At 60.0% G+C, this 25,875-nt stretch carries 21 protein-coding genes and 1 tRNA gene; 11 read left to right on the forward strand and 11 right to left on the reverse strand.

The window, feature by feature from the left end; genetic code table 11:
* Positions 1-79: 79 nt before the first annotated feature.
* From DHV10_RS05390 to DHV10_RS05400, 3 genes are all read right to left on the reverse strand, one after another.
* A tRNA-Leu gene (locus DHV10_RS05390) sits at positions 80-166 on the reverse strand.
* Between the two features lie 121 nt (positions 167-287).
* Positions 288-548: a hypothetical protein gene (locus tag DHV10_RS05395; protein WP_109485234.1), complete on the reverse strand. Its 261-nt coding sequence runs from the start codon at positions 546-548 to the stop codon at positions 288-290.
* 221 nt (positions 549-769) lie between these two features.
* Positions 770-3,136 (reverse strand): lytic transglycosylase domain-containing protein, encoded by a 2,367-nt coding sequence (locus DHV10_RS05400; protein WP_162601214.1) that lies wholly within the window; start codon positions 3,134-3,136, stop codon positions 770-772.
* Positions 3,137-3,399: 263 nt separating this feature from the next.
* Between DHV10_RS05400 and DHV10_RS05405 the strand changes: the two genes are divergently transcribed.
* The 5 genes from DHV10_RS05405 (at position 3,400) to DHV10_RS05425 (ending at position 8,499) form a co-directional block, all read left to right on the forward strand.
* A complete protein-coding gene (locus DHV10_RS05405; RefSeq protein WP_109485236.1) occupies positions 3,400-4,050 on the forward strand; it encodes a sigma-70 family RNA polymerase sigma factor in 651 nt (216 codons plus the stop codon).
* Positions 4,037-4,273, forward strand: a complete 237-nt coding sequence (locus DHV10_RS05410) for an anti-sigma factor family protein (RefSeq protein WP_109485237.1) — start codon at positions 4,037-4,039, stop codon at positions 4,271-4,273. Before DHV10_RS05405 ends, DHV10_RS05410 begins: the two co-directional genes overlap by 14 nt.
* 34 nt (positions 4,274-4,307) lie before the next feature.
* Complete coding sequence (locus DHV10_RS05415; RefSeq protein ID WP_109485238.1) at positions 4,308-4,781, forward strand: carboxypeptidase-like regulatory domain-containing protein; 474 nt, start codon at positions 4,308-4,310, stop codon at positions 4,779-4,781.
* Between the two features lie 331 nt (positions 4,782-5,112).
* A complete protein-coding gene (locus tag DHV10_RS05420) occupies positions 5,113-7,242 on the forward strand; it encodes a DUF1800 domain-containing protein (protein ID WP_109485239.1) in 2,130 nt (709 codons plus the stop codon).
* 12 nt (positions 7,243-7,254) lie between these two features.
* A complete protein-coding gene (locus DHV10_RS05425; protein ID WP_109485240.1) occupies positions 7,255-8,499 on the forward strand; it encodes a DUF1501 domain-containing protein in 1,245 nt (414 codons plus the stop codon).
* Positions 8,500-8,528: 29 nt separating this feature from the next.
* Here DHV10_RS05425 and DHV10_RS05430 read toward each other — a convergent pair whose 3' ends face one another.
* Complete coding sequence (locus DHV10_RS05430) at positions 8,529-11,174, reverse strand: ABC transporter permease (RefSeq protein ID WP_109485241.1); 2,646 nt, start codon at positions 11,172-11,174, stop codon at positions 8,529-8,531.
* Between the two features lie 41 nt (positions 11,175-11,215).
* Positions 11,216-11,542: a PadR family transcriptional regulator gene (locus tag DHV10_RS05435; RefSeq protein ID WP_109485242.1), complete on the reverse strand. Its 327-nt coding sequence runs from the start codon at positions 11,540-11,542 to the stop codon at positions 11,216-11,218.
* Between the two features lie 128 nt (positions 11,543-11,670).
* Between DHV10_RS05435 and DHV10_RS05440 the strand changes: the two genes are divergently transcribed.
* The 3 genes from DHV10_RS05440 to DHV10_RS05450 all read left to right on the forward strand — a co-directional run bounded on the left by DHV10_RS05440 (position 11,671) and on the right by DHV10_RS05450 (position 16,196).
* Positions 11,671-13,956 carry a hypothetical protein gene (locus DHV10_RS05440; RefSeq protein ID WP_239461296.1) on the forward strand — a complete coding sequence of 762 codons (2,286 nt, stop codon included), beginning with the start codon at positions 11,671-11,673 and terminating at the stop codon, positions 13,954-13,956.
* A 36-nt stretch (positions 13,957-13,992) separates the two neighbouring features.
* Positions 13,993-15,246, forward strand: coding sequence for an FtsX-like permease family protein (locus DHV10_RS05445; protein WP_109485243.1), 1,254 nt, complete (start codon positions 13,993-13,995; stop codon positions 15,244-15,246).
* Positions 15,247-15,308: 62 nt separating this feature from the next.
* Positions 15,309-16,196 carry an SMP-30/gluconolactonase/LRE family protein gene (locus DHV10_RS05450; RefSeq protein WP_109485244.1) on the forward strand — a complete coding sequence of 296 codons (888 nt, stop codon included), beginning with the start codon at positions 15,309-15,311 and terminating at the stop codon, positions 16,194-16,196.
* A gap of 74 nt (positions 16,197-16,270) precedes the next feature.
* Here DHV10_RS05450 and DHV10_RS05455 read toward each other — a convergent pair whose 3' ends face one another.
* The 5 genes from DHV10_RS05455 to DHV10_RS05475 all read right to left on the reverse strand — a co-directional run bounded on the left by DHV10_RS05455 (position 16,271) and on the right by DHV10_RS05475 (position 20,755).
* Positions 16,271-17,332, reverse strand: a complete 1,062-nt coding sequence (locus DHV10_RS05455; protein WP_204101329.1) for a sulfotransferase family protein — start codon at positions 17,330-17,332, stop codon at positions 16,271-16,273.
* A gap of 657 nt (positions 17,333-17,989) precedes the next feature.
* The gene (locus DHV10_RS05460; RefSeq protein ID WP_109485246.1) at positions 17,990-19,423 is read right to left on the reverse strand and encodes a PIG-L family deacetylase; all 1,434 of its coding nucleotides are present in this window, start codon (positions 19,421-19,423) and stop codon (positions 17,990-17,992) included.
* A 38-nt stretch (positions 19,424-19,461) separates the two neighbouring features.
* Positions 19,462-19,974: a GNAT family N-acetyltransferase gene (locus tag DHV10_RS05465; RefSeq protein ID WP_109485247.1), complete on the reverse strand. Its 513-nt coding sequence runs from the start codon at positions 19,972-19,974 to the stop codon at positions 19,462-19,464.
* 16 nt (positions 19,975-19,990) lie between these two features.
* A complete protein-coding gene (locus DHV10_RS05470) occupies positions 19,991-20,191 on the reverse strand; it encodes a hypothetical protein (RefSeq protein WP_109485248.1) in 201 nt (66 codons plus the stop codon).
* A 9-nt stretch (positions 20,192-20,200) separates the two neighbouring features.
* Positions 20,201-20,755, reverse strand: coding sequence for a flavodoxin domain-containing protein (locus DHV10_RS05475; RefSeq protein ID WP_162601216.1), 555 nt, complete (start codon positions 20,753-20,755; stop codon positions 20,201-20,203).
* Between the two features lie 703 nt (positions 20,756-21,458).
* On the opposite strand from DHV10_RS05475, the gene DHV10_RS05480 reads away from it, so the two are divergent.
* From DHV10_RS05480 to DHV10_RS05490, 3 genes are all read left to right on the forward strand, one after another.
* Positions 21,459-22,340, forward strand: a complete 882-nt coding sequence (locus tag DHV10_RS05480) for an HAD family hydrolase (RefSeq protein ID WP_109485250.1) — start codon at positions 21,459-21,461, stop codon at positions 22,338-22,340.
* A 218-nt stretch (positions 22,341-22,558) separates the two neighbouring features.
* A complete protein-coding gene (locus DHV10_RS05485) occupies positions 22,559-23,305 on the forward strand; it encodes a lytic transglycosylase domain-containing protein (protein WP_239461297.1) in 747 nt (248 codons plus the stop codon).
* Between the two features lie 98 nt (positions 23,306-23,403).
* On the forward strand, positions 23,404-24,519 hold the full coding sequence (locus DHV10_RS05490) for a lysylphosphatidylglycerol synthase transmembrane domain-containing protein (RefSeq protein WP_162601217.1): 1,116 nt from the start codon (positions 23,404-23,406) through the stop codon (positions 24,517-24,519).
* Between the two features lie 104 nt (positions 24,520-24,623).
* On the opposite strand, the gene DHV10_RS05495 is transcribed toward DHV10_RS05490, so the two are convergent.
* Positions 24,624-25,832 carry an SGNH/GDSL hydrolase family protein gene (locus tag DHV10_RS05495; RefSeq protein ID WP_109485252.1) on the reverse strand — a complete coding sequence of 403 codons (1,209 nt, stop codon included), beginning with the start codon at positions 25,830-25,832 and terminating at the stop codon, positions 24,624-24,626.
* Positions 25,833-25,875: the final 43 nt, after the last annotated feature.

Below are 25,875 nucleotides of genomic sequence, written 5' to 3' on the forward strand. Positions count from 1 at the left end.
TCGATGCCTTGGCACTTCGTATGGCTTGATTGACGGAGTACTTGCTATACGAAGGCAAGGAAAGCTAAGACCGCGAATGTGGTGCCCGGAGGGGGACTTGAACCCCCACGACCTTGCGGTCTGCGGATTTTAAGTCCGCTGCGTCTGCCAATTTCGCCATCCGGGCGTAGAGGATGGGATTAGCTCAATCTTAAATCGATTGGCGCACCATTGACCGCCGCAGATCGAAACTCGGTCCACGAGCGCCAGTGCGCACGGGCAGCGCATCACCTAATCGGTATTCGAATCTACTGCGGATGCCGATACAGAATGCTCTCGCCCTGCAGCCGATACTCCGCCGAGCACGCATCTCCGCCGCAGATCATCATTTCCCGCTCGCAAAGCTGTCGCCGCGTAATCAACCCCATCGTTCCGCATCGCGGGCACGACATCACTGCCACGTAGGGATTCTGGGCATGACCAAGTTTGCCCTGATTCTCCAGAACGAACACCGTTCCAGGATCCATCTTGTCGGGAATCCACTCATTGAGGAATTGCAAGTCGGACATCCTGCCCTCCGAGAGTCTGACGTCACAAAGCAACTTCCGTTTGGTGCCAGTTCGTCGTGACTACCCCAATCCGGTACGGGGCCTCGTGGTGCAACTGCAAGGTGCAAATGATCCGCCGGAGATTTGCAATCCTCCGAGTTGCGATCAGTCTCATTCACCGCTTGTCGGGAGTCAACATCCCCAACAGTAACCCGTATTGGCGATTCGGATTCCCTTTTGCTTCAGTCTCCGCTTGTTTCCTTCGCTGCGGTCTTGCCTGGCGTATTGGCGCTTGCATCGATTTCTCGATAGATCTCGATGTTCCGCAGAATCGCCTGCACATACTCACGCGTCTGCGTAAACGGAATCGACTCCACAAATTCATCCATCCCGCTGTACGGCCCAGCGGCCTGCCAGTCCTGCACCCGGCTGTCGCCGGCGTTGTAAGCCGCCAGCGCATACTCTGGCACGCCCCCAAACTTGTCCAGCGTCTGTTTCAGATAACGCGTGCCCAGCCGGATGTTCGTCTCCGGATCGAGCAGCTGGAAGGTTTGAAAATTCTTCATTCCCTCCTGCTTCGCCAGCGAGTGCCCCACGGAGGGCAGAAGCTGCATTAGCCCCCACGCGTTCGCGTACGAAATCACGGACGGATTAAACTCCGACTCCTGCCGGATCAGCGACGCAACCAGATATGGATCGACATTATTCTTCGCCGCCTCCGCCTTGATGATTGACCAGTAAGGCTCCGGGAAGAGAATGCGCCAGTAAGGCAGCGGTATTGACTCGATAGACGCGCTCGCCGCTCCGGGCAGCGCGCGCTTCAGTGCGCGCAGTGCGCGGTACGCCTCGCCATACGAGGCGTAGATCTGCGCTTCAGCCAGCGCGCTCCATGAACCCGAATCGGGATCCGCCTGAATCTCACGCGCCATGTACTCATTCAGACCCGCGTTCGCGAGCAGCTTTGCCTTCGCCAAGTGCGGACTGTCTTCCGGAAAACTCTCCGACAGCGTCGGAGTCTCCGGCGTTTTTATCTGCTCCAGGTCCGGAGCCGATGCAGTGTCAGTGCCCGCACTACCCAGCGCTGCAAGCCTCTGCCGCGCCATCTGCGCGTAGAAGAAGTGCTGATACACGCGCACAATCGTGCGGTAGTTTGCCGCCGCCTTCGCGCTATCGTGATCCTGCGACTCATACAGCCTTGCCCGCCAATACAGCGCCGATGCCGTCTCCGGAGTGCCTGGAAACTTGTGTATCTGTTCCTCGAAAATTCGCGCTGCCTCTTTGTAATTCCCCAGGCGATAGTTCAGCCATCCCGCTCGCCAGTGCGCAGCGGATCCGTTCTTATTCGTCGGGAAATGATCTCCGAGATACGCGTAGTACTCTGCCGCCTTCGCATAGTCCTTCTTCAGCAGATACATGTTCCCGCTTGAGAACAGCGCTTCCGCAAGCCACTGGCTCTGCGGAAAGCTGGTCTCCATTCGCGTCACAATCTGCGACTGAGCATCCGCGTCGTTCCGGTTGCGCGCCAGTTCCATCAGCAGGTACGAGCGGCGCGCCCCATTCTCATCCGGAGTGTCGGGCAGAGCCTGCGCCTGGTTCTCCGTCAGCTTCTTCAACTTCAAATCGCACGCTGCCGCCGCAACGTTGAATCCGTTCCGCGCCTGCGTATCCAGGTTCGCCTTTTGCGCCAGCCTCCGGTACTGATCGGCTGCATCTTCATACCGACCAGCCTTGTAGTACGCGTCCCCCAGGCTCCGCAGTTCATCGTTGGTCAGCGTATCCTCTGCCCCCAGATTCGTGAGCTTGGCTCTTGCAATCGAAGCCTCAGTGCTGAGCGGGTACGCCAGCAGCAGCGCCTTGTAAATCCGAATCGCCTCGTCGTTCTCGTTCTGAGCCTGCGCCACAAGTCCGGCAGCCAGTTGATATCCGGCGCGTCCCGCCGCGGGGTCGCTCGCCGCCGCATCCAGCACACGCTTCGCTCCCGCAGCATCATGCAGATCCAGCAGCACATTCGCCTCAAGCTCCGGAACCTCGTCCACGAAAATACTATCCGGATACTTGAGCTTGAATCCCTTCAGCAGGGCTTCAGCCTGGGTCTCCTGGTCCGACTCGTGATACGCCTTGGCAGCGAGAAAGTCGTCGTAGTCCTCCAGGGAATCTCCCGCTCGCTTGGCCTGCTGCAAACTGCTCACCGCATCGGCATAGCGCTTATCCAGAATGTATGCGTGCCCCAACGCCAGGTATGCAGCCGCCGAAGCCTCGCCGCTGTGCGAACGAGCGTAAGCCGTCACGCCCGAGTACGCCGCCGGAGTCCGCAACGTCGCTAACTGCTGCGCCATGGGCCGCAACTCCGAAGACGCCACAAACGCCAGCTTGATCTTGTGTGCTCGAGCCGCGCGGCGCCGCCGCTCCGCCGGGCTCACGACCTTCTTCTTGCCGCGTGCCCTTGTCGCCGATCTTCGGGCGCTCGCCGACTTCGATGAGGTCGACGTCTTCTTCGCTGCCGCCGTCCCACTCACCTTCTTCTTCTGGCTGGTTGTCGACGCAGTCGCGTTGGTCGACTTGGCATTCGGCGCGTCATAGCGCTTCCCCTCTACCGGAGCAGCTGCCATCAAAGCGCAGAGCACCGCCGCGAGAGTCCTCGCCGAGGCACGCGTAAAAACAGGGGGAACCACTGGATGCATAGTTTCAATGTATGACGGATTTTGCCGTAGCGAGCGCCAGAGAATCACCACCGTAACGTACCCACCAATTTCCAGCTCTTCCGCTCCGCCGGGCCTGAAATCCTCGCCTCCGCCCCGGCCACCGTCTATTACACTTAGACGTGTGGGGCGCTTTATGGCCACCCCGCACAGAATTCCCGCAACCAACCCCCATGGCGACCATCCAATCTGTAGCGAACGAACCCGAGCAGCACCCCGATGTTGCCCTCGTCGAGAGGGTCAAAACCGGGGACATCTCGGCGTACGACGAACTCGTCCGCAAATACGAACGCCAGATCTTCCGGATTGCGCAGCACATTACGCAAAACCGCGAAGATGCTGAAGACGTAATGCAGGACGCGTTTCTCAAGGCGTATGAGAAGCTCGATCAATTTCAAGGGAATTCGAAGTTCTACACATGGCTGGTCCGGATCGCAGTAAACGAAAGCCTCATGCGGTTGCGCAAGCGCCGCACAGGCAAGATGGTCTCAATCGACGAGGACATCGAGACCGACGAGGGGAGCGTACCCCGCGACCTCGCCGACTGGGCTCCCGACCCGGAGCAGAACTACACCCAGGCCGAACTGGCCGAAATTCTTCGCAAAACCATCCAGGGGCTGCCACCCGGCTTCCGGGTAGTCTTTGTGCTGCGCGATGTGGACGGACTTTCCACCGAGGAAACAGCGGAGTCGCTCGGCTTGAGCGTACCTGCCGTCAAGTCGCGCCTGCTGCGTGCCCGCTTACAGTTGCGCGAACGCCTCGCCCGCTACTTCAAGCGGAAGAAGGTCGCCCGGGAAAAGGGAGTGAAAAGTGACGTGCACTGAGTTTCTGGCCATGCTCGACGACATGATCGACAACACCGTCTCGCGCGAGATGCGTTCCGACCTCCAGGAGCACCTCCGCGGGTGCGAGCACTGCGAAGTCACCCTCAACACCACCCGCAAGACCATCGAGATCTACCGCTCTCACGAGATCTACGAGATGCCCACCAACCTCCGCGACCGCCTCCACAAAGCCATCATGGAACGCTGCAAAAAAGGCTGCTAACTCTCTTTCGAAATCCAGCGCTATACTTCCGCCCATGGCTCGTGCATGGCTAGGCTTGCTGTTTATTGCGTTCTCTGCCCGCCCGCTCCTCGCGCAATCTACACAGCAACCCGTTCTAAACGTCCGAGTGCTGGATTCTACATTGGCCTTCATTCCCGACGCCAGGATTGAACTTCGTTCTGCGGCCGGCGCTTTAAACAGCGTGCGGACCAATAATCAGGGAAATGCAGCGATTCACTTAGATTCGGGTGAATACTCCATTTCAGTGAGCGCACTCGGATTCAAGGCTTTGAACAGTACGGTGCTATTGCCCAAGTCCGATCTTTCCATCAAGGTTGAACTTCAGGCCGATGAAATCTGTGACAACTGCGGCGACTGGGCCGAACCACTCCAAATGCAGTTTGAGCATTTTGCTCCCTCAGTAGAGCTTAGCTTCGTTCCCTTGAAATCGTTAACTGTGCCGCCTCGCCATCTGCGCTTTCCGCGCTTCCGGCATTTGCTAGGTTGAAGCCAATGACCGGTTACCCGTTTCCCTTCGCTCTGATCCTCCTATCGGTCGGCCCCTCGTTCGAACAGCGCACCGGCGAGTGGCCCAGGTCTGAAAAGCTGGATTTACGACTAAGGTCGGGTGCCCCATGTCTCCCGATTTTGGAGACATGGGATCCCACGACCCACCCTGCTCTACTCCCGCATTTTGTCCCATAACAACGCTTCCACCCATTACCAACGTCCACTTCAGACCCAATGCCCACAACTTCTTAAGCTTTTTGGAGTCATCATGAACAGACGCTGACACACTCCTCTGTACCGCAGCGCAATTTCCAACCGGGGAATGCAGCATGCAGTTTCTTCAAGCACCATTGACTGCAGTCCTGTGCCTGTCCCTCATCGGACAGACGCTTCCTGCCGCACCGCAGAACGGCACACCCGCCTCGGCAATCTCCCACCAATCCGCCGGCACCAACCGCCCCTCCTACCACTCAAAACAACTCCAGGGCGACGACCGCATCCTCCATGCGCTGAACCGCTTTACCTTCGGCCCCCGCCCCGGCGACCTCGCCGCAGTCCGCGCCATGGGCCTCGACAAGTGGTTCAACCTCCAGCTCCACCCCGCGTCGATCGACGAGGTTGACCTCCATACCCGCCTCGCCCAGTTCCCCGCCATGCAGTGGACCCCCGAGCAGTTGCTTTACCGCGTCCCCAGCAACGCCATCATTCGCCAGACCATCGCCGGCAAGTTGCCCCTCCCCGATCGCGGAGCCCTCCGCGCCGTCTACGAAAACCAGATCTTCCGCTACTCCGAAAAGAAGCAGGAGAAGGAGCAGGAAAAAGGCGCAGCCGCATCAACACCGCCGTCCGTGTCCCCGCAGAAAGACATGGCTGCTTCCTCTCCTGAAGCAACTATGCAGAACACCGCGCCAAACACCGCAGCAGACACAAACGAAATGCGCTCCGCCGACACGGCCCCATCCGCCGTGCCAGACGACCAGCTCTCCCGCATTCTCTCGCTCGCTCCATCTCAGCGCGTCTCCGCCCTCGCCGCAATGCCGCCCGAATCCGCCAACACCTTCTTCAAATCCCTCCGGCCCCCGCAGCGCGCCTCTCTCCTCAATGACCTCACCCCCGACCTCCGCGAAACCGTGCTCGACCTTGAGGGCCCGCAGCGACTCGTCAACGAAGAGATCGTCGCCCAGCGCCTCACACGCGACATCTACGCCAGCGCGCAACTCCAGGAGGTCATGACCGACTTCTGGATGAATCACTTCACCGTCTTCCTCCACAAGAACGACGAGATGCCCTACTACCTCGTCAGCTACGAGCGCGACGTCATCCGCCCTCGCGCCCTGGGCAAGTTCGAAGACCTCCTCGAAGCCACAGCGCACAGCCCGGCGATGCTGCTCTATCTCGACAACGCAAGCAGCGTCGGCCCCGACTCCCTCGCCGCCGAACGCGCGCAGTTCCGTCCCAACGACAAGAAGCGCCGCGAAGGCCTCAACGAAAACTACGCCCGCGAACTGATGGAACTCCACACCGTAGGGGTCAACGGCGGCTACACGCAAGCCGACGTCACGCAGGTCGCGAAAATCCTCACCGGCTGGACGGTCGACCGCCCGCAGCGCGGCGGCGGATTCCAGTTCGACCCGCGCCGACACGAGCCCGGCTCCAAAACCGTCATGGGTAAAAAGTTCAAGGATCACGGCGAGCAGGAAGGCCGCGAGCTTCTTCACATGCTCGCCACCCGCCCCGCCACCGCCCAGTTCATCGCGCGCAAGCTCGCCGTCCGCTTCGTCAGCGACAACCCGCCGCAGGCGCTCGTCGATCGCATGACCAAGACCTTCCTCATCACCGACGGCGACATCAAGGCCGTCCTGACCACGCTCTTCCGCTCACCTGAGTTCTGGAACTCCGACATCAACCGCGCCAAAGTGAAGACGCCCATCGAATTTGTGGTCTCCGCCGCGCGTGCCGCCAACGCCGACATCGAAAACCTTCAGCCCCTCGCCAATGCTGTTCGCGAGATGGGCATGCCTCTCTATGGCTGCGTCACCCCCAATGGCTACAGCTGGACCTCCGACACCTGGGTCAGCACCAACGCCCTCGTCAATCGCATGAACTTTGCCCTGTCTCTCGCCGCCAATCGCTTCCCCGGCATCGCCATCACCTGGAATCCTCAATCCACCTCAACCGCCGACACGACCTCAACCGCCCCCGCCAACTCCGATCCGCAATCCGAAGAAGCCCGCCTCGAAGCACTCCTCCTCGCCGGCGGCGTAAGCGACTCCACCAGAACCGCAGTCCTCCAGCAATTCGAGCAGCAGCGTCAGAACAGCGCACCATCCGCCTCCCTGATGCCCGCCGCAGCAGGAGACCGCCCCAGATTCCGCACCCGCCCCGCCTCCCAGACTGAGCGCCAGGATCAGATCCTCGCCGGCTTGCTCCTCGGCTCACCCGAATTCCAAAGGCGTTGAAGGAGAAACAGAATGCAGATCAATCGCCGCTTCTTCCTCCACAAAGGCGCACTCGCCGTCGCCGGAACCGCCGCACTTCCGCAGTTCCTCGTGCGCTCCGTTCTCGCCGAAACAAACTCCGCACCGAACCGCCGCCTCGTCGTCATCTTCCAGCGCGGCGCCGCCGACGGCCTTAACGTCGTCGTCCCCTGGCGCGAAAAGAACTACTACTCCATGCGCCCCAGCATCGCCATCCCGCAGAAGCAGGTCATCGACCTCGATGGCTTCTTCGGCCTCCATCCGGCACTCACCTCTTTCAAGCCGCTCTACGACGCCGGCCATCTCGCCATCGTCCACGCCGCCGGATCGCCCGACATGTCGCGCTCCCACTTCGACGCCCAGGACTACATGGAGTCCGGCACTCCCGGCATCAAAAGCACTGAAGACGGCTGGCTCAATCGCGCTCTTCAGTCCGAAGACCAGTTCGCGCCCCATCAGCAATCTGCCTTCCGCGCCCTCGCGCTCGGCCCTGAGGTTCCCCGCACCCTCGCCGGCAAAGTTCCTGCGATTGCACTCAGCAACCTGAACAATTTCTCCGTTGCAGGCAGAGGACCAGCCCCCTCCCCCGCCGCCAGCGCCTTTGAAGCCATGTACGGAGAAACCGGTGACCACATCCTCCACGCCGCCGGAGAAGAGACCTTCGAAGCTGTCAAAATGCTCCGCGCCGCCAATCCTGCACAGTACCAGCCCGCTCCCGGCGCTGATTATCCCAACTCGGAATTCGGCAATCGCATGAAGCAGGTCGCCCAGCTCCTCAGATCCAACCTGGGCGTCGAAACCGCCTTCACCGACATCGGCGGTTGGGACACTCACCAGAATCAAGGCAACGTTGAAGGGCAGCTCGCCGCTCGCCTGCGCGACTTCTCGCAGAGCATCGCCGGCTTCTGGCGCGACATGGGCGACGCCGCCGAAAACATCACGCTCGTGACTATGTCAGAGTTCGGCCGCACCGCCCGCGAAAACGGCACCGGCGGCACCGACCACGGCCATGCCAACTGCATGTTCGTGCTCGGCGGAAGTGTGCGTGGCGGCAAAGTCTACGGTCGCTGGCCCGGTCTCGATAACCATCAGCTCAACGAAGGCCGCGACCTCGCTCTCACCACCGACTATCGCCAGGTCCTCGGAGAACTCGTCTCCAAAACCATCGGCGCCAGGAACCTCGACCTCGTCTTCCCCGCCGCCCGCGTCGCGCAGAGCAACTTCCTCGGCCTCGTCTGATTCTGACTGGCTGCCCGGGGCGAACCAGACTACTCCGACCTCAATGCATCCGTCGGATTCACCGAAGCCGCTCGGTGCGCCGGCAAGAAGCTCGCCGCAAGCGAAGCGCTTGCCAGCACAACTGCAACAATCGCCAGCGTCGGCACATCCCATGCCGCCACACCGAACAACAGCTTCCTCCCCAGCGACGCCGCCCCGATCGCGCATCCCACTCCAATCGCGACCCCGGCCAGCGTCAGCCATCCCGCCTGCCGCATCACCATCGCATACACGGCACTGCGTTGCGCACCCAGGGCCATCCGCACTCCGATCTCGCGCGTGCGCTGCCCAACCGAGTACGCAATCACTCCATACAACCCAACCGCCGCCAGCACCAGAGCAATCGCCGCAAAGCCATCCACCAGCCACATCGCCGTACGATGAATCATTGCCGACTGCGTGCTGTTCATCTGGTCTTTCATCGTGAGCTCGCCGTAGGTTCCGAGTGTGGGATCCACCTCGTGTACTGCCTTGATCAGTGAGGGCAGAAATGCCCCCTCATCCCCCACGGTTCGAACCGCAACAGCTACATAACTTGCAGGACTCTGATAGATGGCCTCATATTCAGTCGGCCACAACTCCTCGTCCAGGCCACCTTCACGCACATTCCCCACCACCCCGATGATCTCTCTCATCGATTTCGGATCCAGACCACCATTCGCGATCATCTTCCCGATCGGATCTTCTCCGGGGAAATACTTCTCCGCGAGCAGCTTGTTGATGATGATCTTGTTGCTCTTGGAAGCATTGTCATCCTCGCTAAAAAGCCGTCCCCGGATCAGCTGCGCTTTCAGTGTGGGTAGATAGCTTGGGCTCACGTCGCGCTCGTTCACTTCGTTGTGCTCGCCATGGAACGGCTTGCCCACGATACGAATCCAATCCGTGTTGCAGTTGCACTGAATCGGCAGATCCGAGGTAATGCCCACAGACTCGACGCCGGGCAGGGACGAAAGCTTGCGACTCAACTCCCGGAACAGCGAGACCTGTTGTTCTGGCTTCGAGTAAGCGCCCGGAGGAGCGACTACCTGCAGAGTCGCCAGGTGCGTAGCGTCGAACCCGACATCAACCTTTAGCAGTCGGTAGAAGCTCTTGCTCAGCAGTCCCGCTCCAAACAGCAGAATCACTGCCAGGGAAAGCTCAACCACCACCAAGTTGGCCCCCATTCGGCGCCAGAACCTCCCAGCGACAGAGCGGTTTCCATCGCTCAGAGCATCGCGAACGTCTGCGAACGTTAGGCGTACGATGGGCGTGGCCGCCATCAGTCCCGAAGCAAGGATTGCTATCAACAGGCAAAATGCAGCCTCATGCCAATGGATTCCCACTCGCCAGAGGAACGGTAGATTCTGCGCCATTGTCTTGGGGATAAGGCTTGTGAGCACCCTTATCGATCCGTCGGCCACCAGGAACCCTGCAGAGCATCCCAGCAGGCCGAGTAGAAATGCCTCCGTCACAAATTGCCTCGAAATACGAGCGGGAGTGGCGCCGAGCGCTCCGCGCACAGCAATCTCGCGCCGGCGCGATTCCGACCGCACGAGCAACAGGCTTGCCACATTGACAGACGCGATAACCAGGAGCAGCCCAGACGCCGCAAGCAGCGTAAGCATGATGGGCCGCACTGGACCGACGATGATCTCCGACAGCGGCTGAACGACAGCCCCCTGAAACTTGTTCGAATCCGGATACTGTATCTCCAGCTGTGCCGCGATCGCCTTCATCTCATTGAGAGCCGAGTTCCCCGAAACCCCCTCCCGGAGCCGGCCTATGCCGAAGAGGTTGTGACAGCTGCGCCTCTTTTCGCATTCGTTCTTATCCAGCAGCGGAACAAAAAACTCAGCGTTGGCCCGAGGTGCAAATTCGAACTCAAGTGGCAGAACACCGATCACCGTGTACGCCGTCCCATCCAGCGTGATAGCCTGCCCGACAATCTCCCTTCGCGCTCCAAACCGCTTCCTCCACGTTCCATAAGACAGCATGACGATCTTCGCCCCGCCAGGACGGTCTTCCCCGGGCAAGAAGTCTCTACCCAGCATCGGCTTGACTCCCAGCGTTCGGAAAAGTCCATCGCTCACGCGGCCAGCTGGCACTGGCTCTGTTCCCGAAGGCGTTCGCAGCAGGTATCCTGAGCCGCCGTACACATCAAGTGAGCTGAAAGAGTGGTTGAGCCGCTTCCAATCCTCGTAGTCCGCTCGCGACAGGTTCGAACGATGGAGTGTTTCTCCGCTTTCGGCAACATCCATCAGGCGGTTCGGCTCAAAGTACGGCAGTGGCTGGATCACCGCGGCATCCGCAAAGGCGAATATCGCCACACTCACGCCCATTCCCACTGCGAGAATGAAGATCGCAGTCAGAACGAAACCGGGGCTCTGCCGGAATTGCCTCAGCGCAAATCGCAGATCCTGCCACACTGTCTCCCACTGGAAAGCAATCACCCGATGGCTCTCATCGCGAAGATGCGTCGCATTTCCGAACTGGCGCGCGGCCTCCCTGCGTGCCTGCGCAGCCGACATGCCACGCTCCATCAGTTCTTTCTCGACTTGTTCGCGATGAAACGTCATCTCCTCATCCAGATCGGAGTGGAAGCGTCTGCGGCCAAAGAGCATGCTGATCTTCATTGCCATCGATGTGAGCGGGTTCATATGCCCTCCGTTGCTTCACTAGAGCCAGGCTGCGCCGGCCATCACGCTTCGCGCAGAACGCGGCCGATCGCCGTAACCATCTGCTCGAATTCCGACACCTCGACGCCCAACTGCTTGCGGCCGGCCGCAGTCAATGTGTAGAAGCGCGCTCGCCGATTCGTCTCTGTCATCTTCCATTCGGCTTTTACCCAACCCTGCAGCAGCAGCCGCTGCAGCGCCGGATACAGAGAGCCCTCCTCAACCGTCAGCACTTCATCCGACATTCGCCGGATAGATTGCGCAATTCCATAGCCGTGCAACGGCGCCCGCGCGAGCGTCTTGAGAATGAGCATGTCAAGTGTTCCGGGAAGCAGGTCTGGTCGCTTCATGTGCCTATGTATAGGCTATCTAGGGGTTCGGGTCAAACCTTCTGTGACGAGCCGGGAGAACAGGTCCCAAAACGCCGCCCTCGGCTGCCTGCATACCTCATACCTCCTTTAGTAGACTCATCTCCAGAATGTCTCCGACTCCCCGCCTGCTAATCGCCCTGACGATCGCTGCCTCCGCGATGCTTATCGCTCCACCAACTCTCGGTGCCCAGGGTACCCATCTCTGGACTCAATCTCGTATTGAGGAGTTCGAGAAGGGTAGCCCGCAGGGTGTCGCCATCAACAGCAACGGGATGCTCCGCGAAGGTCCGGGCCTCTCCGACCTGCTCACCTCACCTTCCACATTCATCTGGTCTGTCGCCGTCGACAAGAGCGGCACTCCCTACCTTGGCACCGGCTCGCCGGCAACGGTTCTGCGCGGCAGCGCGCAAAAAGACGGCAAGCCCGCCACCATCTTCGAAACGCGCGACGTCAGCGTGCAGGTCGTCCGCATCGGCCCTGACGGCTCCATTTACGCAGCCACTGTCCCCGGCGGTAAGGTCTACAAGCTCAACTCGAGCTCGACAACGAAACAGGATGAGTCATCCGCCAAACTCGTCTTCGACGCAGCCAAAGCAGAAGCCGCACCCGCAGGCGACGACGACGCCAAGCCAAACCGCGAGTCAAAATCGCACTACATCTGGGACATGGCCTTCGACGCCGCCGGCAAGCTCTACATCGCGGTCGGCGGTCCCGGAGCCATCTACCGCGTCAATCCCACCACCCCTGAGAACAAGCCAGACCTCTTCTTCAAGACCGACGAACAACACATCCGGTCGCTCGCCTGGGACACCAAAGGCAATCTCATCGCCGGTACTGACGGATCTGGTCTCGTCTATCGCATCAGCCCTCAGGGCAAGGGCTACGTTCTCTTCGAAGCCCCGCGCCGCGAGATCACCTCCGTTGCCGTTGGCGCAGACGGCACCATCTACGCCGCCAGCGTGGGCGATAAGAGTCACAATCCTCTTCCGCCGCTTCCCGTCCAGGGAGTCGGCACCATCACCTTCACCATCGTCCAGCCCGGCTCCCTGCAAGCTGCCAACGCGAGTTCCTCCGCTCCCGACGGCACCGAACTCTATGCCATCGCCGAAGATCAGGCGCCTCGCAAAATCTGGTCCAGCAAAGAAGACATCGTCTACGCGCTCGATGCGCAAGCAGACGGTATCCTCGCCATCAGCGGCAACCGGGGCCACATCTTCCGCATTCAGAAAAACGGCGACTACGCCGACATCGCCCACGTCGAAGCGCAACAGGGCCTCAGTCTGGCCAACGCCCCTGGGGGCGCCGTCCTCATCGGCACCGGCAACACCGGCAAGCTCTATTCGCTCGGCAAAACCCAAACGCACGAGTACGCCAGCGACGTCCTCGATGCCGGCGCGTTCGCGCGCTTTGGCCGCGTCGAGGTCGAGCCCGACTCCGCCAACTACGATCTCCTCACACGCAGCGGCAACGTCGAACAACCTATCCGCGGCCGCGGAGACTGGGGCTGGTCCGACTGGCAGCCGCTCAAAGACGGCGCGGTGCAATCCCCGCCAGGCCGCTTCCTGCAATGGAAAGCGATCCTCCGTGACGGCGGCCAACTCGGCGAAGTCGGCGTGAACTATCTTCCGGTAAATGCCGCACCCAACGTCGATGATCTCGTCGTCGTTCCCGGCGCGCGGCTCAATCCGCAACCTTCCAATCCGAATCAGCAGACCGTCAACATCAGCTTTCCATCAACCAGCCAGCCCGCCGTCGTTCCAGTCGAAACGAGCAGCGCGACCACTCCCATCCAGGGGGTAAAAGACCGCGGAGCCGTCACCGTCCGCTGGGCCGCGCACGACGACAACGGCGACGACCTCGTCTACTCGCTTTATCTCCGCGGAGACAACGAACACGACTGGCACTTGCTGAAGGACAACATCAGCGAGAAGGCCTACAGCTTCGACGCAGCCCTCATTCCCGACGGCGGCTATCGCATCAAGGTCGTCGCGTCCGACGCACCATCGCATAACCCCGGCGATGCCCTCACTGACTTCATGGAAAGCGATCGCTTCGAGATCGACACCACGCCCCCCGTTGTGAGCGCCCTGAAAGCTGAGGAGCAGCCGATCCAATGCGTGCGCGCGCCCTGCGTCGGTCCTGTGCACGTAACCTTCGACGCCGAAGACGCAGCCTCGCCCATTGCTCACGCAGAGTACGCCATTGACGCCGGCACCTGGCAATACATCGAACCCGCAGGCAAGCTCTCCGACTCGAAACGTGAACACTACGACTTCCAGATCCCCGCCAAGTCTCTCGAAGGCAAATCGGGCGAGCACCTCATCACCGTCCGCGTCTACGACCGGCATGAAAACGTGGGACTGGCCAAATCGGTGGTCACCGGGACGAAATAGAATCGGCAACGGATTCCGGCAATAGAATCAGGCTAGATGCGATTTGAACTCTTTGTGGCGGCGCGGTATCTAAAAGCCAAGCGGCGGCAGGCAGTCGTCGGCGTCGTCACCGCGATCTCCATCGCCGGAGTCACAGCCGGCGTCGCTGCCCTCATCATCGCGCTCGCAATCACCAACGGCATGCGTCGCGATATGCAGGATCGCCTTATCGACTCGAGCGCACACATCCAGCTCATGCGCACGAACCAGAACGAAGGCATCCACGACTGGCGGCCTCTTCTCGATCGCCTCTCCAGGCTGCCGCACGTTGTCGCCGCCGCGCCCGAACTCGACGAGCAGGTCGTCGTCGCACACGGAGCACGCGAAGGCTACGCTCTCGTCGAAGGCATCATCCCTCAATACGAGAAGTCCGTCAGCAAAGTCCTCACCAACGCTCCGGCAGCCGCTGTGAAAGCCCTCGAGCCTACAAACGAATCAGCCGACGCCTCACCTTCATCGCAGCTTCCCCCGCTCATCATCGGCAAGGAACTGGCTGACACCATCGGCGCCGCCGTTGGCGATACCGTCACATTGATCAGCCCCCAAGGCGAACTCAGTCCGCTCGGCATGATCCCGCAGACCGTCCGTTTCCAGCTCGTCGGCACCTACCACACCGGCTTCTATCAATACGACTCCAATTGGGGATTCATTCGTCTCGGCGATGCACAGCGCCTCTACGATGAGCCCGACATCATCACGGTCATCAGCTTCCGCGTCGACAATCTCAATCACGCGCCTGAGATCGCAAAGCAAATCGAAACCGCCGCCGGCCCGGGCTTTCAAACCACCAACTGGAAAGAACAGAACCGCGAGCTCTTCCGCGCCCTTCGCCTCGAGCAGATCGTCACCTTCATCGTCATCACGCTCATCGTCATCGTCGCGGCGCTCAACATCCTCATCGCCCTCACCATGATGGTGATGGAGAAGACCCGCGACATCGCAGTCCTCATGAGCTTCGGTGTGGATCCAAACCAGGTGCGCCGCATCTTCCTCCTGCAGGGATTCCTCATCAGTCTCGTCGGCACAATCCTCGGCCTCATCCTCGGATATCTTGGCGCCTGGGCCGGCTCGCATTACCACATCGGTCTTACACCTGACGTCTACGCCATCGACACCCTGCCCTTCGCGCCTCGAGTCATCGACGGCATCGTCGTTGCGACCGTCTCCATCAGCATCTCTCTGCTCGCCACGCTGTACCCCTCCTCCACAGCCGCCCGCATCCGCCCCGCCGAAGCTCTTCGCTACGAGTAAGCACCGCTCGGCACCGGTACAATTGCAGCGATCTCGAATCCAGCGAATGGAAGAGAAACGCCATGCCGGAGTTCACCAAGCTTGTCGGCGGCTTCGCCTTCACGGAGTGCCCACGCTGGCACAACGGCCATCTCTACTTCTCTGACCAGCACGGCTATCGCGTCTATCAGTCTTCCATCGACGGATTCACCGACGACATCGCCCTCATCCCGAATCGACCCTCCGGGCTAGGCTTTCTACCCGACGGCCGGCTGCTCATCGCCTCCATGTGCGACCGCAGGATCATGCGTCTCGAAGAAGACGGCTCGCTCTCGCTGCACTGCGACCTCTCTGCACTCGCACCCGGCGACATCAACGACATGCTCGTTGATGTCGCAGGCCGCGCGTGGGTCGGCAATTTCGGCTTCGACCTCCACGGCGGCGCGCCTGCCTGCAGCACCTGTCTCATCTGCGTCGAGCCCGACGGCTCCGCCCACATCGCAGCCGAAGGCCTCCACTTCCCCAACGGCATGGTGCTCACTCCAGACGGCCGCACTCTCATCGTCGCAGAGACCCTTGCCAACCGCCTCAGCGCATTTGACGTGCGCAACGGCAAGCTCGGCCCGCGGCGCACGTGGGCCGCCTTCGGTGCCGCACCCACATCATCCAACGTCAGCGAAATCCTCGCCCATTCCGTAGTCGTTCCCGACGGAATCTGCCTCGATGCCGAAGGCGCTGTCTGGGTCGCCGACATCATGCACCACCGCCTCCTCCGCGTAGCCGAGGGCGGCCGAATCCTTCAGGAGCTCTCGACGCCGCTCTCACCATTCGCCTGCATGCTCGGCGGCGAAGACGGCCGCACTCTTTTCATCTGCGTCGCCCCCACCTTCCACGAAGCTGAAGCGAAAACGCTCATGAACTCTTCTATCCTCACAACGCGAGTCGAAATCCCCCACGCCGGCCTGCCGTAGTGTTGAACGCCCGCAGGTACACCCGGCAAACCGGACACTCGCGCCACCGAATCCTTTTGCTGTGAGCCACGGGGCTACCGCAGGCTCGTCGCTCGTTTGCTTCGCCCTACCTCTTCGATTGTGAAACCGTACCTTTGCATATATTCGTAATTGCTTTCGAGCAAGTGTTCCGCGTCAAGCCCATACTCCTGGAGCGAATAACTGTGACGTCCGTATTTCCCTTGACGATTGTTGTCGAGGTACGCGCGCATTCGTTGCTCGAACTTCGGCGTTACCTCAAGATCGAACCATGAATAGATCCGTTTGACCATGGCGATTGGGTCAGCGAACAAGTCGTCGTACATGCAATCAAAAATGCGCCGGGACTTGTCCGGATTGTCACGTCGATACTGAAGCGGCACTGAGAGAGTAGCTTCCCAAATTTCCGAAACGATCTTTGCAAAGCGGTGCTTGTCGAAGAAACCGTCACGAGTGAAGGCGATGCACCACGATTCCATGAGACGACATACCGACGGAACGACGATAAGCGGGTTGCGGTGAGTTAAAACAATTCGGGCATCCTGGTACTCCTTTGCCATCCATGGGAGGGCTGGTGCATAGTTCGGAGCTTTAAACACCCAGTGCGATTTCGCAGGTCTATAGGCATCAAGCATTGTGAAGAACATGCGTTCGTACCGAAGTACCGGAGCGTGGTAACACCCTTGTCGCTGGACTCGTATATAGTCTTCGCCGGCGTCTGGAGCACTCATGACCGACACGCCATTGTGCGCCAGCATGTAAATGTACGACTCCTCGAACTCTGTAGCGCTCCACAAGTGAGATTCGGCAAGCTTTTCGAGGAAGCCTGGAGCGATGCGGGCTAGCAACTTCAGCGCATCGCCCGATCGCGCGATTCGCGGATCGGTTAAAGGATCGCCGTCCTGTGACATGGGCGGCAAGGGGCTCTCCATCTCAAACGTGAGAGGTGACCGAGCATCTGGATCTTCGGCCATGAGCCGCTGGAGCAACGTGCTGCCCGTCCTGGGCAATCCAGTGATGATGAACGGAGCACGAAGCTTACCATGAGTTTGAATGAACGATCGATTCTCCGAGCAGAACTTCAGCACAGCACAACGAGCGGTAAGGTATTTCGTCATAAGCTTCTTTATCAGCACTCGACCGATCCCAAGCAGATGCGGATTGCGGTCGATTCCCTGCACAAAGGCGACGAGGCAGGAACGGAGGGAACTCAGTTCTTCTGCCGTACCGAGGCAAGCATCTAAGGGATGGGCGCGATCAAACGCAGCCAGTACGGCGCGCTCAATTGAGAGCGGCCCTGAATGCTTCCGCACATGAACTGCGTTCAGCCACTCGACTGGCTTCAGCTTTGCCGGATAACGAACATGATTCCTGGGAAAGCGTGCTGTGTCCGCTTGATCGGCCTGCGCAGCGGGTCGCTGAAAGTAGTTGTCTGATGTGAAAGGTGTTGTTTCCAACGCTTGATCTCTGACACGCATAGAGTTGTCCCTCGAGTGGCCATGGATGAAAGGACGAATTGGGGATAGGCCTGCGTTACAGAATGGGAAGAGCCCGAATGTTAGATCATGCGTGGTCCTTGGCACAAGAAAAACTGGTCCGGGTCTCAAAACAGGCTTGGCCCTCGTTTGTGGGTGCCGATGACCAGGGATCCGGAAGTTTGCCCGGATAAGCCGCGCATCGATTCCGCTGTTCGCCGACGGTACCAATCACCACAACTGTGGGTGGATCTTTCCGGTGCATGTATCCGATCTTGGAACTTTTGCGCTCTCAGACCTTTACCGCGGCATGCTCCCCACCTTCCCCACAAAAACCCGCACCGTGACACTCCCGACTGAATGCCCATCCTGCGTCGCAGTCCACGTCAGTTCGTCCCACTTCTCGTCACCTGAACTCCGCGCCGAAACCATCGCCGTCACCGGGTAGCACTCCCCCGCACGCACCGGATACCGTTTGTACTGGGCGTGATCCACCCAACCCGTCGGCAACTCCGCACTCAAATCAATCGCCGCATCGTGGTCCGTGTAATTACACGCCCGCAGCTCGACATTCAGCCACTCGCCATAGTCGGCTTCCATCTCGGGCACCGGAATCAGCGCCGCCATTCGATCCAGATCATGCGCATTCCAGAACAGCGAATAGAACCGCCACGGGTCCCCAATCTCCAGCGTGACCCCGCGCTTCCCCTCCGCCGCGTATCCATGCACCGGCTTGAACGGCACACCCTCCGTCCGCACACCCTCGAACACATCTCCCGTCACCGATCCGCCCACAACCGACTTCCCTAAAATCAGCTTCACCGGAAACTCGAACGTCTTGAAGTTCTTCGCCTTCACCGCATCCACGCCAAGCTGCCCCTCCTGCGTCATGTAGTACGTCTGCTCATCCGCCTCAATCTGCGCGTACGACATATGCCGGCTCGGCGAAGTCTCCGTCATCGCGAAACTCGGCCCCGTTCCCTCCCCCAGGTTCTTCCGGAAAGGCGACTGCTTCTTCGCGTCGTACCAGTACGGCGTGAACACCTCATACGCATCCGTGAAGAAGTAGAGCTTTTGCGGTTGCCATGGCAACAGGCCCTCCGTCAAATTCGACATCCCCGTGCGATTCTTCGCCGGCGAAATCTGCTCCGCGAACTTCGTCGCATCTCCCGCCGCATCGAACGCCTCCGCCGCCACCACGCTCGACGCCTGATGATCCGCATGGTTCTCGCCCGAAACCGGATCGGGCAGCCACGTCAACACCACATCCGGCCGCGTGATCCGCATCAACCGCACCAGCGCTCCCAGCACATGCCCATGATCCCAGTGCCCGAGCGAAAACAGAACATTCTGGTTCGGCGTGTCGTGCTGATTCAGAAACCAGACATTCTCAATTCCGATGGATGCGAGCGCCCTCCGCGCCTCCATCTGCCGCTCCTGCCCCAGTGCCGCACCCGCCTCATTGCCGACTGCATTACCCCCGCCATCACCGTTCGTCACGTAAACAACCGCAATGCGTTTGTGCTCGTCTTGTGCCAGCTTAGCCAGGTACCCCGCGATCATCACCTCATCGTCTTCATGCGCAACCACCACCAATACGTCTGCTTTGAAGCGCGCATCCGGGCGCAGCTGTTCCGGAGCCGTCGAGCTCTCCTGCGCAAACAGTCGAAATGTGAAAAGAAGAATGGCAATCGCCGACAGGCAGCCACGCAGAAGAACCGGCCGAAGTTTCATCGCAACATCTCAAGCTGTGCCCCATTCATCGCACAGCCTCATCCTGCGATGAGTGGGATCCGAAGCATCATCTCGTGCTCGACAATCGCCGTATCATTCGGATACTGCTCCGTCAGACCCGTCTTCACGAACCCGAGCCTCTCGTAAAATGCAATTGCACCTTCATTCACGTCCGTCACCATCAGCACGATTTCCCGCACGTCTCGATCCCGATTCCACTCGACAACCGCATGGACCAGCATTCTTCCCACGCCCGCCCGCCGATACGCTGGATCCACCCACATCGAGACCAACTGCGCGCGTCCTGCAATCTGCGTATCTCTCAAAGTGCCCGCGATCCCGCAAACGGCTCCGCCCTCAAATGCCATAAACATCGCGTCTTTGCCATCGTCGCTGCAGCGCTCCGCGCGCCGTCGCCACTCCTCATCCGGAAACTGCGACTCCCGCGCATAGGTACTCGAGAAGGCAGTCGGCGAATCCGCAAGTGCGCGGAGCCGTGCCTCCTTGAACACAAATGCAGTCTCAGGCGTGATGCGCTTGATCTCGATCATCTGGTTTTGGATCGGTCTATTGCGGCGTAATGATCCCGCCCACCGCATGGCGCCGTGGCAAAACAATCCCGCGATGATCCACTTCAGCCGGAACAGCTTTCGTCTCGACTTCTGCCAACTCCGGCCGATCCGTCATCGCTCCGCCGCAAGCCGGGCACCAGTCCGCCTTCTTGTTGGCCGCCAGCACTGCGTGGCAATTCGCACAGATCCGTTCCATGAAGTCAGTCTATCGAATCATTGGGCTCACGCACATTCGCGCTGCAATCTCCTCGGCAATGGCCCCAGCCCACCGGTGAATCCACTCCCAATCGCGAATATCCGTTGCGGGCACCTTTCGAAGCGGATTCCCGGGCACCTTCATGATCAGCTTCATGGGGAATGCAAGCTTCAGACTTGCCGGATCAAACTTCCCGCCCAGCACCCGCATATCCGCCGGGTGCAGCGACGGATGCTTACCAAGTTCCTTCCTGGCCTGCTCTTCGGCCGCGGCAAATTGCTTCCGCTCCCGCTCCGTCGGCCCAAGCACGAACACCCACGGCCTCACTTTCCCGAGTTCCGCCTCGAAGCGATTCAGAAACTGATGGAACTCCTTCGGCAGATGTCCGATGTAGAGCGCCGCCCCCAGCACAACCTCCGTGCCCGGGGCAATCGCATCCACCTCCGCAATCGACTTCACTTCGACCACCAGACCCGTTTCTCTAAGCGTCTTCCCGATCGCCTCCGCCACCTCGGCAGTCGATCCGCTGCGCGTGCAATACGCAATCAAAACCTGAGTTCTCATACCTGACTCCCCGAGCCCCACTCCGCCGGCCACATTCCGGATGCGTAATTCTGCTCGCCCGATTGCACACCATGTCGTGCCCGCCATCACACCCGCTCCTCGTCACCTCGTGCCCTTGTACCCCCACCCCCTCGTCACCTGCCTCTCGTCCCCTCTTCACCTGCTTCTCGTTCCCTCGTACCCCTGATCACTGACCACTGATCACTGCGCCCTGTGCCTCCCATCACCTTTTCCGTTGCAGTCAATTTCCCCCCAGAAGCGGATACTTGGATCAAAGCTAGACGCAGCTCAATTTGCGGACTCCGGATAAAAGGAGGAACGATCGCGCGGGGGAACAAACCCCTTACATAAGAGACACTTACGGCTAAGTCCAATCCCGAGATACACTTGGAGCGCACGCTCTCATGTAGATAGAAGAAAACAGGACACTTGTTTACAAGCTGTATGGGAGGGGGGCGGGGGGCACACCACCTAATTGAATGTCTGCTTCCGATCTCCGACCACTGACGACTGACGACTGACCACTGACCACTGATCACGATCTAGTCCTTAGTCCTTAGTCCTTAGTCCTTAGTCCTTAGTCCTTAGTCCTTAGTCCTTAGTCCTTAGTCCCTAGTCCCTAGTCCCTGGTCCCTAGTCCCTAGTCCCTAGTCCCTGGTCCCTAGTCCCTAGTCCCTAGTCCCTAGTCCCTTAAAATAGCCTCATGCATCCCCCCGTTCGCCTGGTGGCGATCGACATCGACGGCACGCTCCTGCCCACCTTCAGCCAGAACATCAGCCCTCGGAACGCCGAGGCGCTTCGCGCTGCCCAACGCGCCGGAGTTACCGTCGCAATCGCAACCGGCCGCCGAACCGCATACACCGCGCCGCTCCTCCAGGGCCTCGGCCTGCGAGCGGATATGCCCCTCATCACGTCCAATGGAGCAGTGACTCGAACTCTCGGTGGCGACCCGCTCGACCGCTCGCACCTTAAAGCCAGCGTGGCCCGCGAACTCTGCCAACTCCTAAGGCCTTTCGGAACACTGGTTTTCACCTTCGACACAGTCGGTCGAGGCGAATTGGTTCTCGAAGACATGGAACAGGCGCACCAGCGCATCGAGTTATGGGTCGAGGCGAATCGCAACGCCATCGAGGTAGTTCGGCCTCTCGAGAACGCCCTCCCCGACGGCAACGACCCCATTCAGGGAATGGTCACCGGCGGAGTGGAACGGATGCGCCAAGCCGAGCAAGCCCTCAAGTCCAGCCCGCTCAGCCAGTTTTGCGAAGCCGTCCGAACCGAATACCCTGCTCGCGACCTCTCCATCGTCGACCTCCTTCCGCCGGGCGTTTCCAAGGGCTGGGCACTCGAGCGCCTCGCCACGCGTCTCGGCGTCGACCGCAAAGAGACCATGGCGATCGGCGATAACTGGAACGACGTCAACATGCTGGAGTGGGCCGGCCAGGCAGTCCTCATGGGCAACGCTGCCCAGGACCTCCGCACCATGGCCAAAACCAACGGCTGGAAGCAGGCTCCGCCCAACGACGAAGACGGAGTCGCCATAACTTTGGAGAGAGCCCTCAGCCGCCTCTCCTCTGCTACAGTCTGAGGAAACAGTCTTCACCCAAGCTGCTGCTTGAAGAGTTCGTTTTTGAAATGCCCGACTTCATAGCTTTCGGAAGAAGTTCGAATTCAAGATGCTTGAAACGGCCCGACTTTATAGCTTTCTGAAGAAGTTCGAATTCAAGATGCTTTGAAAGGGCACGACTTTAGTCGTGCCGCATAAGCCCAGAGAGGAATTCCGGGCTTTAGCCCCTGAGGGATGTTTTGAAACTCGCCCCCCAACTCGTCATCACCGCCATCGCTGTCGCAGCCCCAATCGCTGCAACCGCTGCAGAGCGCGTGCACCTCGCCAACGGCTTCGATATGCGCTGCGATCATCACGCCGAAGTCGGCTCCGTCGTTCGCCTCTACATGAGCCACGGCGAAAGCAGCTTCATCGAGATGAAGCCCGCAGAAATCACGAGCTACGAAACAGTCCCCGACCCGCCGGCTCCCGCTGCGTCTGCTCCAGAGGCCCGGACGGAAGCCAGACTTACCCCCGCCGACCTGCACCTGATGCTTGCCGACGCCGGAGAACAGCACAACGTCGATGCCGACCTCCTCGCCAGCATCGTTAAGGCCGAAAGCAACGGCAATGCCCGCGCAGTCAGCCACGCCGGCGCGCGTGGCCTGATGCAGCTCATGCCCGGCACCGCTGCCGATCTCGGCGTAGACGACAGTTTCGCGCCCGACCAGAATGTTCGCGGCGGCTCGGCCTATCTTGACGAGTTGCTCAACCGTTATCACGACAACATCGCGCTCGCCCTCGCCGCGTACAACGCAGGCCCGGCAGCAGTCGACAAGTACCACGGCATCCCGCCCTACCACGAGACCCGCGCCTACGTTGCCCGCGTCATCCACGAGTTCAATCGCCGCGTGATCGCCCGACAGCGCGAGGCCGCGCGTGAATTGCAGCGCGCCCGGACATCAGCGGCTATCTCGGCCGCCCTTCAAGCTTCCTCTTCTCGCTAACGCGCTTCCTAGTCAGGTGCATAGTTGCTCACCGGTGCTCGCCCCGGAGCCGGACCTGCGGGAACATACAATAACAGCAGCATCCCATCGGAGATCGCTTGAATAAACGACAACTGATCCTGGGACTCGTGGTGCTCGCCGCTCTGATCGCGCTTGCCTTCTACGCGCAGCATCGCCACCCTATCAACTGGCATGAGGTCGTTCAACAATTCGCCGTATCCCGGTGGAGCTACTTCGGCCTCGGCATCGCCGGCATCTACCTCGCTTACGTTCTCCGCGCCACCCGGTGGGCCTACCTCCTGCGCCACCACAAAAAGGTCAGCCCGCTTTCGCTCGTCGCCTCGCAGGTCATCGGCTTCACCGCCGTCGCGCTCATCGGCCGCGTAGCCGATCCGGTGCGTCCTTACCTCACGGCTAAGAAGACCGGCCTTACGGTCGCCAATCAGCTTGCCGTCTACATCGTTGAACGCCTCTTCGACTTCGGAACCATGGCCGTCTTCTTCTCCGTCGCCATGATCATCCTCTTCCAAGATCAGAGCGCGTCCTCAAGTCTCATCGTGCAGTCCACCCACTCCGGGTTCCTCGCTAAAATCGCGGGCCCGCGCGTCGCGCAGTTTGGCGGACTCGTACTCACGCTATTCGGCGTCATCTTTCTCGTTCTTGTACGCATCTCCGGGACCGCCGTAGCCGCCCTGATGGAGAAATCGCTTGGCCTGGTCTCCAAAAACGTCGGCAGAGTCGTCGGCGAAAAAATCCGCAGCTTTCAAGCCGGCCTAGACACCATCCGCACCCTGCAGGACTTTCTCATCGCCGCAGGCACATCTTTTGCAATGTGGACGCTGATCGCCTGCGCTTACTTCTTCACGTTGCGCGGATTCACGGGCAGCCCCGCGCTGTCCACCATCAGCTTCACCAAAGCTGTCGTCCTCATGATGATTAGCGGTGGCGCGAGCGTTCTTCAGCTTCCCGTAATCGGATGGTTCACGCAGATCTTCGCCGTAGCAGCCGTCCTCGCCAAGGTCTTCGAAGTTGACGCGGAAGCAGCGATGGCGTGCGCCGCGATGCTTCTGCTCGTCACGTTCCTTTGCGTGATCCCTGTTGGCCTCATCTGGGCTCAGTTCGAAAACATCAGCCTGCGCAAAGTCACGCAAGAAAGCGAAGCCGCCGAAGACGTCGCCGAACCGGCAGTCGCACCAGACCCGGAATCACTGTAGATTTTGTCGCGCTCAGCAAAGGGACTCACCGCAACCCCTACTGTCATCCCGAGCGAAGCCCAGGGATCTGCAGTTCGTGCTCCAGACCCCCTCGGCCCAATGCCCTACCGGAACAAACTCAGATCGATCGAATCCGCCATGATCTGATATCCCGGATCCTTCGGATGCAAATGATCTCCACCATCCGCCTGCGCCGAAAACGCCTGCGGATTTACCGTGTCCCGCGTAGCTTTATCGAAGTCGATGGTCCCGTCGAACACGCCGGACGTCAGAATCCACTGATTCAACGCCTCACGAATCTGTTCGCCCTGCTCCGTGAAATAACCAGCGCCTTTGTACGGCGTCAGAGTTGCGCCGAACACCTTGATACCGTGCACGTGCGCACGAGCGACCAGTTGCATCAGCCCTTGCTCAAGATCCTGTGCCGTCAGCTTGTAGTCGGGCTGATTCGGGCTGTGCAGATGCCCGATGTCATTGATCCCCTCCAGCACAATCATGTACTTCACGCCAGCCTGCGCCAGAACGTCTCGATCGAACCGCGCCAGTGCATTCTGCCCGACACAGTGAATCAGGATGCAGTTGCCGCCGATGCCCTGGTCCAGAACCGAGAGATGTGCCGTCGCGGAATTCCCTTTCAGTCGCGCCGCGAAAAAATCAGGCCATCGGTGGTTGGCATTCTGCGTCGACAGCGCCCCATCCGTGATCGAATCTCCAAACGTCACCACAGACGCTGCATTGGCATCGCTCGCCTGCACATCCACTCCCTTCAGGAAGAACCAGGATGGCGTGACCACTGGCTCCGTGAACGATGCATCGCGAACGTGGTTCCCGGTCGCGATGAAGTTGTCCTGCTGCGCGCTCGAATGCACCGTCACATTGCTTACCTGCTGCAGCGGGAGATAAAAGCTCACCGCAAGGTTGGCTGCAGCCGGCACGGGCATCACCACCGGATCGCTAACGGCCTCTGCGCCTGGCGGAATTACGATTGAAGGCGAGTTGCCGAACCTCAAGTTGTGCAGAGTCGCCGCATCCACACTGCTCGTTCCCGAACTCACCGCGATCGTGACTGCATCAACCCGCAGCGGCTCCTTCCCAAACTCGTTTGTCAGATGTACACGCACCGCATTGCCGCCGATCGACGTGTGCACGATCTCGCGCAGCGTCGAATCCACCAGCGTGGGAATCTGATGCCAGGGGTCACCGTCGAAAGGAGACGCCGCCCACGTCCCCACCCACGGACCAGCCTCAGGCTTCGACTGAGCCACACCAGCAGAAACACAAACCATCATCAGAAACGCAGTTCGCAAGCGCATTTTCAGTTCAAAGCCTCCACAGAAGATCAAAGAATGTCCATCA

The sequence above is a fragment of the Occallatibacter savannae genome (assembly GCF_003131205.1).
In the GTDB taxonomy this organism is placed as follows: domain Bacteria; phylum Acidobacteriota; class Terriglobia; order Terriglobales; family Acidobacteriaceae; genus Telmatobacter; species Telmatobacter savannae.